This is a genomic window from Oleiphilus sp. HI0123 (assembly GCF_001635315.1).
Genome location: NZ_LWGE01001466.1, coordinates 1 through 6,447, shown reverse-complemented (window position 1 = coordinate 6,447; position 6,447 = coordinate 1). Strand labels below are relative to the sequence as shown.

Below are 6,447 nucleotides of genomic sequence, written 5' to 3'. Positions count from 1 at the left end.
TATTAATGCTGAAGGTATACAGGTACTCTCGGAGGTTCTATCTTCCAAGTTCGAGGTGAAGGTGGTTGCACCGGATCGTGATCATAGTGGCGCAAGCAGTTCACTGACTTTGAGTCGCCCTTTGCGTGTAATGGAAACTGCAAATGGCCATTACTGTATTGATGGTACGCCGACCGATAGTGTTCACCTAGGGGTCTCATCACTTTTTGATCTTGACTTTGAGCGTGTGGTCTCAGGTATTAACTCTCATGAAAACCTTGGCGATGACGTGTTATATTCGGGGACAGTCGCTGCAGCGATTGAAGGGCGGTTTTTAAAGCAGCCCGCTATCGCTGTTTCCCTAGTGAACCAGGGTCAGTTTCATTATCAAACTGCAGCAAAAGTGGTACTCGATTTATTGGTTCGCTCTAAAGATTTGGAAGTGCCTGAAAGAACCATTTTGAATGTCAATGTGCCGGATGTGCCTTATGAGCAGCTTAAGGGAATTAAAGTCACGCGTTTGGGGCATCGGGCAAAAGGGCTTCCCCCAGAGGAAGTGTCAGACCCACGAGGTCGACAGCGATATTGGATATCGCTTGCAGGCGAGGGAGACGATGCCGGAGAAGGTACAGATTTTGACGCGGTAAAGAACGGTTATGTTTCAGTAACGCCGCTTCAAGTTGATATGACTCGTCATGAGCTGATATCACAAGTAAAAGATTGTTTAGAGGATTGAATATCGTGAGTCAGACACTTGATCTCGAAGGAATAGGAATGACCTCGCGCCGTACCCGGATGCGACTCATTCAGCGGCTCAGGGATGAGGGGATTACCAACGAGGATGTATTGGCAGTCATGCTGGATACGCCGCGGCATATATTCCTCGATGAGGCGCTATCTCATCGGGCTTATGAAGATACAGCTTTACCGATTGGGCACAACCAAACTATTTCCCAACCTTATATTGTTGCGAGAATGACTGAGTTGTTGCTGCAAACGGCGCCGCGTAGAGTTCTTGAACTTGGCACCGGCTCTGGGTATCAGGCGGCGGTCTTGGCTCAGTTGGTGGGTGAGGTCTATAGTGTTGAGAGAATTAATCCTCTGTTAGAAAAAGCGGTTCAACGCTTTAAGCTGCTAGGCTTGAATAATATCAGTACTCGTCATGCCGATGGCGGGATAGGCTGGCCGGAGCGTGGTTTGTATGACGCAGTGATTATGACGGCGGCGCCCACAGAAATTCCATTGGAGCTGGTTCGTCAGTTAAAAGAGGGCGGGCGGATGATTTTGCCTTTGGGAGATGCTCAACAAAGCTTAACTATTGTCACAAGAAAAGGCTCAAGTTATGAACAAAAGATAATTGAGCCTGCGATGTTCGTACCCTTTCTTCCAGGAACGATTCGCTAATAAATTTAAGATACAAAACGGCACCATAAAGAGGTAGATGTGAAAATAGATGGATGGGTTTTTATAAAGGGAGTGTTGATGGGTGCCGCTGATATTGTGCCGGGTGTTAGTGGTGGCACTATTGCTTTTATTACGGGTATTTATGAGCGCCTGCTACAAGCCTTAAATTCAATTCTTCCTACTTTGTTACTAGCATTAAAAAATAGAAGCTTAAAAGGAGTCTGGGAAAAGGCAGACGCCAGTTTTCTTCTTACTCTGTTTGTTGGCATTGTGACAAGCGCAATATCCTTGGCGAAGGTGATTACTTTTCTGCTGGCTAACTTTCCTATTCCTCTTTGGGCCGGCTTTTTTGGTCTCATCTTGGCGTCTGTATACATAGTGGGTCGTGAAGTAAGGGAGTGGAGCGTTGGCTTGGTTATCGCAATGCTATTGGGAGCCGTATTTGCCTGGGGCTTAACCTCAATGTCTCCAGCGAGTATTGATCAAACACTCTTTAACGCCTTTCTATCGGGTGTGCTTGCGATTTGCGCTATGGTGCTACCAGGTATCTCCGGAAGCTTTATCTTACTGATTCTGGGCACCTATGCTTATATTCTTGGGGCGGTGAAGGACTTTGATCTCGCCGTATTAAGTGTCTTTGTGCTGGGGTGTGGTATTGGTATTTTGTCCATTGCCAAACTACTTGTTTGGACATTTTCACGTTATAGAAAACTGACTTTGGCTGTTTTAACAGGCTTTATGATTGGTGCCTTGAACAAGGTTTGGCCTTGGAAGCAGGTTTTAAGCTATCGCGAAAACCGTCATGGTGAATTAGTACCTTTGTTAGAGGCTAATATTTCTCCGGATAAGTATGTAGCCTTAACGCAAGAGTCTTCCTATCTAGTGCTTGCAGTGATTTGTGCCATTGGTTCAGCTTTAATTGTATTGCTGCTTTCCCGCTTGGGCGCAAATAATGAGAAAGAGAACACAAAAAGTGTGTGATCTGTTTTAATAAGAGTGTTTCTTAGGGTAACACTGGTGTATTTTGCGGTAACGTTTAATTTGCTTATATTCTGAGCGAATAAGATAGAAGATGAATGACTTAGCTAAGTAACTTAATATTCTTCATTAAGTTAAAGAAGTAAAAAGAATTAAATAAAAAAATATTATAGCTATATGTTATGGAGAGGTTTGTCGAATTGTTTACTTTTTATCCGCTTTGTAATTTGGCGTGTTTAAAAAATAGGCGGCCTCTTGCTTTTGTAACGTTTTGTATCTTAACGCTATTCCTTCTGGCCTCCTGTACCTCTCCATCAATATATCTAGATAAAAACTTTAACCCTCCAGTCTACTTTGGGCAGCATGTTGTACGTAAGGGAGATACCTTATATGCCATCGCATGGCGCTATGGCCGTGAGATGAAGGAGTTGGCGAGAGAGAATGGAATAAAGTCGCCCTATGTGATTGTGCCGGGGCAAAAAATAAATTTAGAACGTCGCAAAAACTCACAGAAATCGAACTTGAAAATATCAAAATCAGGGTCTAAGAGAAGAGGGAATGTAACAGAACGTAAAGAAACTATGCAGAATGGTAAAAACGTAACAAGAGATAAAAAAACCAAGCACATCAAGAACATAAATTGGCAGTGGCCTCATCTTGGCCCGATACTTGCCATGTATTCTGTAAAAGGTTCTGTAGGAACTTCCCGTTCAAGTGGAATGAGCAAAGGGAAGTCTGCGGGTACGACTCTCAATAAGGGGGTCGATATTACCGGCAATTTGGGTTCGCCAATATATGCGGCCGCTGATGGAGAAGTAGTTTATGCAGGCAATGGCTTGTTAGGCTACGGAAACTTGGTAATTATAAATCATAATGAAACTTACCTCAGCGCTTATGCACATAACCAGCGGATACTAGTTAAAGAAGGACAAAAAATAATAAAAGGTCGCAAGATCGCAGAGATGGGGAGCTCTGACTCAAAACAGGTAATGCTTCATTTTGAAATTCGGCGCAATGGTGAGCCGGTTGACCCAATGAAATATCTGCCTGCGAGATAAAACTATCCTAAAAGGGAAAAATGCCAGTTGCGAGGCTGGTAGCGTATTTATTTAAACAGCTAGGTTGCATCATCAAGGATCTTGATGAGCAAACAATAAAAAGCGAGGCAAGACAGATGTCAGCAGAAAGAGAAGCGTACTTTGACGATGTAGTAGAAATTGATGGCGTTGAATCAGAAGAGACAACGACTGAAAGTTGGGGTTTTGAGGAAGAGGCTGAGACAGTCGTCACTCCGATAACCGCGAAAAAGAAAGCTAAGAAGACAGGCATAGACGGTCGCTCATCAGAAAGTCAGTCATACCGTCAGCTTGATGCGACACAAATGTACTTGAATGAAATCGGATTTTCTCCGCTTTTATCCCCAGAAGAAGAAGTTTATTTTGCTCGCTTGGCGCAGAAAGGTGATGCGGCCGGGCGTAAGAGAATGATTGAAAGTAACTTGCGACTCGTTGTAAAGATCGCACGTCGCTATGTTAATCGTGGTTTGACTCTACTTGACCTGATTGAAGAGGGTAATTTAGGCCTAATTCGCGCAGTTGAGAAATTTGACCCAGAACGTGGTTTCCGCTTCTCTACTTATGCAACATGGTGGATTCGCCAAACTATTGAGCGCGCAATCATGAATCAGACGCGTACAATTCGTCTGCCTATTCACGTAGTAAAAGAGCTGAATTTATATCTGCGTGCTGCACGTGAGTTGACTCAAAAACTTGATCACGAGCCATCGCCAGAAGAAATTGCAGATTTGCTTGATAAGCCTGTTGCTGATGTTAAGCGCATGTTGGGCTTGAACGAGCGTGTTGCCTCTGTTGATATGCCTATCGGCGGCAGTAGCGACAAATCATTACTAGATACAGTTGCTGATGAGTCAGCGTCTGATCCTGCAGAGTTGCTGCAGGATAGTAACCTTAAAGGTAGCATTGATGGCTGGTTGGATCAGTTGTCTGGTAAGCAGCAAGAAGTTCTTTCTCGTCGCTTTGGTCTTCGTGGCTACCGTATGAGCACCTTGGAAGAGGTTGGTAAAGAGATTGGTCTAACTCGCGAGCGAGTTCGTCAGATTCAGGTTGAAGCACTTAAGCGACTCAGAGATATCCTTGAGAAGCAGGGCTTAAATGGCGAAACCTTGTTTAATAGTTGCTTCTAAGCTTCTTATGTATGCCGCAAATTTTGTGCAGGCATCAGAGTAAGTAAAAAATCCCCGCCTTTGGTGGGGATTTTTGCATTTACAGTTTTAAAATTCGCTGCTGCTGAGTCTGGGTCTTAATGTTGAATTCTATGTGGTATAAAACTTTTGCAAACAGTAACTTACTGAACTATTCTAACTAAAAGCTTTAAAAAGGCTGGTGGCGCTCCGATTCAGGGGCTTATTTAGATCTAGGGGCAGGTATTTGTTTTCGCTATTTAAAAAGAAATCGAAAGCTCAAGTAGTAGGGCTGGAAGTTCGCTCCAGCGGTATAGCTCTTGCTGTCGCTTCGAAAAATGAAGGCAAAAATGCGCTCATTACATTGTGTGATTATCGTGAGTGCAATGCGGCAGAGCGTGTATCAGTGCTGGAGTCACTTGTTGAAGAGCATGGCCTCGACGGTGCAACTTGTCGCGTCGTTTTGCCGGCAGATCAGTATCGAGTTTACCCTATCGAGAAGCCAAAAGTTGAAGAGAGTGAACTCGTCGATGCCGTTCGCTGGAAGCTAAAAGACCTACTCGACTATGACGTAAACGATGCGGTGCTGGATGTCTATGATTTTCCTCAGGATGCCCTAAAAGGACGTCCGGAACAGGTGAATGTTGTTTCCAGTCGGTCAGCTTTAATCCAGGATACCGTGAATCTCGTCAATAAGTCTGGTTTGGAACTAGAAACAATTGAGATCTCAGAGCTAGCGATTAGGAATATTGCCTTGCGACTAGCAGATGATGATCAAAGACCCGTTGCGGTTTTATATCTTCGTCACGGTGCTGGAATGATTGTGTTGGTTAAAGGTGACACGCTTTACTTTTCCAGGCATTTTGACTTTTCTTTACAAGCGCTGAACGATGTCGCGCAGCAAAACTCGGTTATTCAGCAATTATCTTTAGAAATCCAGCGCTCATTTGATTACTTTGAAAGCCAGATGGCTCAAGTTCCTCCGCAAACGGTTGCACTGATGGGCCCTGCACCCAATATGCCATTAGCAAATATGCTTGGTGGTAGTATTGGCGCCAGAGTCGAACCGCTTGATATGTCCTTGTTTATGCAGGACGAGGCAAATCTGGGCCTTGAAGAAATTCAAGCTTTTGTCGCGCTCGCCAGTGCATTGAGAGAGGGGTAGAGCAATATGCAACAAGTAAACCTCTATACCGACGCTTTCAAACCAAAACGCGTAAAGTTACCACTCGAACAAATTATACTTCTGCCTGTTGTCACCTTGCTCTTGCTCATTGGTGTCAGCTTGTGGCTTAGCCATAGCTTAAAGCAGGAAGCTCAAGAGCTTGAAGTAATCAAATCAAAGAATGAAGAAATGGCAAAGCGCCTTGAAACACTAAGCGTTAAAGCTAAACGCATGAGAAAAGATGAGTCATTAGTCGCCGCTAATCAGCGTTTGCACGCTAAAGCTGAAGCTCGTCAACGAATGATCGAAATGCTAGATACGGTTGTAGTTAAAGATGATGAAGGCTTTTCTAATATTCTGCTCTCACTTGCACGCCAGAACTTAGATAAACTATGGTTGAACTCAATAATTATTGGCTCCTCAGGAAAGGAGATGCATATTGAAGGCATTACCCTGAACGGTGACTTGGTGCCCGAGTATTTGCAAAAGCTTCGTCAGGAAGACAGCCTCCTGGGGCGTACATTTACATTGTTTGAACTTGAAAAACACGAAGGGAAGAGACATTGGTTGAATTTCTCTTTGCGCTCTGAAGAGCACACTGCAGCACCTGAGGTGTTACTTTCTCGTCTTGATAGCAGTGAAGCAATACTCAACTATGCTAAAGACTCGGCTGGTTCTTCTGTAGAACAAGAAGGAGGCCAGAAATGAACCTTGAGAAATG

7 protein-coding genes are annotated in these 6,447 nt (G+C 44.1%); all 7 read left to right on the top strand.

From position 1 onward, the window contains the following. Position 1 precedes the first annotated feature (1 nt). The 7 genes from surE to A3761_RS19215 all read left to right on the top strand — a co-directional run bounded on the left by surE (position 2) and on the right by A3761_RS19215 (position 6,434). Positions 2-715, top strand: coding sequence for a 5'/3'-nucleotidase SurE (surE, locus tag A3761_RS19245; protein ID WP_231881261.1), 714 nt, complete (start codon positions 2-4; stop codon positions 713-715). A 38-nt stretch (positions 716-753) separates the two neighbouring features. Beyond that, positions 754-1,383 (top strand): protein-L-isoaspartate(D-aspartate) O-methyltransferase, encoded by a 630-nt coding sequence (locus tag A3761_RS19240; RefSeq protein WP_068514134.1) that lies wholly within the window; start codon positions 754-756, stop codon positions 1,381-1,383. Between the two features lie 39 nt (positions 1,384-1,422). Next, on the top strand, positions 1,423-2,364 hold the full coding sequence (locus A3761_RS19235; RefSeq protein WP_231877391.1) for a DUF368 domain-containing protein: 942 nt from the start codon (positions 1,423-1,425) through the stop codon (positions 2,362-2,364). A gap of 179 nt (positions 2,365-2,543) precedes the next feature. Then, positions 2,544-3,419, top strand: coding sequence for a peptidoglycan DD-metalloendopeptidase family protein (locus A3761_RS19230; RefSeq protein WP_082870306.1), 876 nt, complete (start codon positions 2,544-2,546; stop codon positions 3,417-3,419). A gap of 116 nt (positions 3,420-3,535) precedes the next feature. Beyond that, positions 3,536-4,564, top strand: a complete 1,029-nt coding sequence (rpoS, locus tag A3761_RS19225; RefSeq protein ID WP_068513624.1) for an RNA polymerase sigma factor RpoS — start codon at positions 3,536-3,538, stop codon at positions 4,562-4,564. A 244-nt stretch (positions 4,565-4,808) separates the two neighbouring features. Then, positions 4,809-5,726: a hypothetical protein gene (locus A3761_RS19220; protein ID WP_082865326.1), complete on the top strand. Its 918-nt coding sequence runs from the start codon at positions 4,809-4,811 to the stop codon at positions 5,724-5,726. 6 nt (positions 5,727-5,732) lie between these two features. After that, the gene (locus tag A3761_RS19215; RefSeq protein ID WP_068511629.1) at positions 5,733-6,434 is read left to right on the top strand and encodes a hypothetical protein; all 702 of its coding nucleotides are present in this window, start codon (positions 5,733-5,735) and stop codon (positions 6,432-6,434) included. The last annotated feature ends 13 nt before the right edge of the window (positions 6,435-6,447 follow it).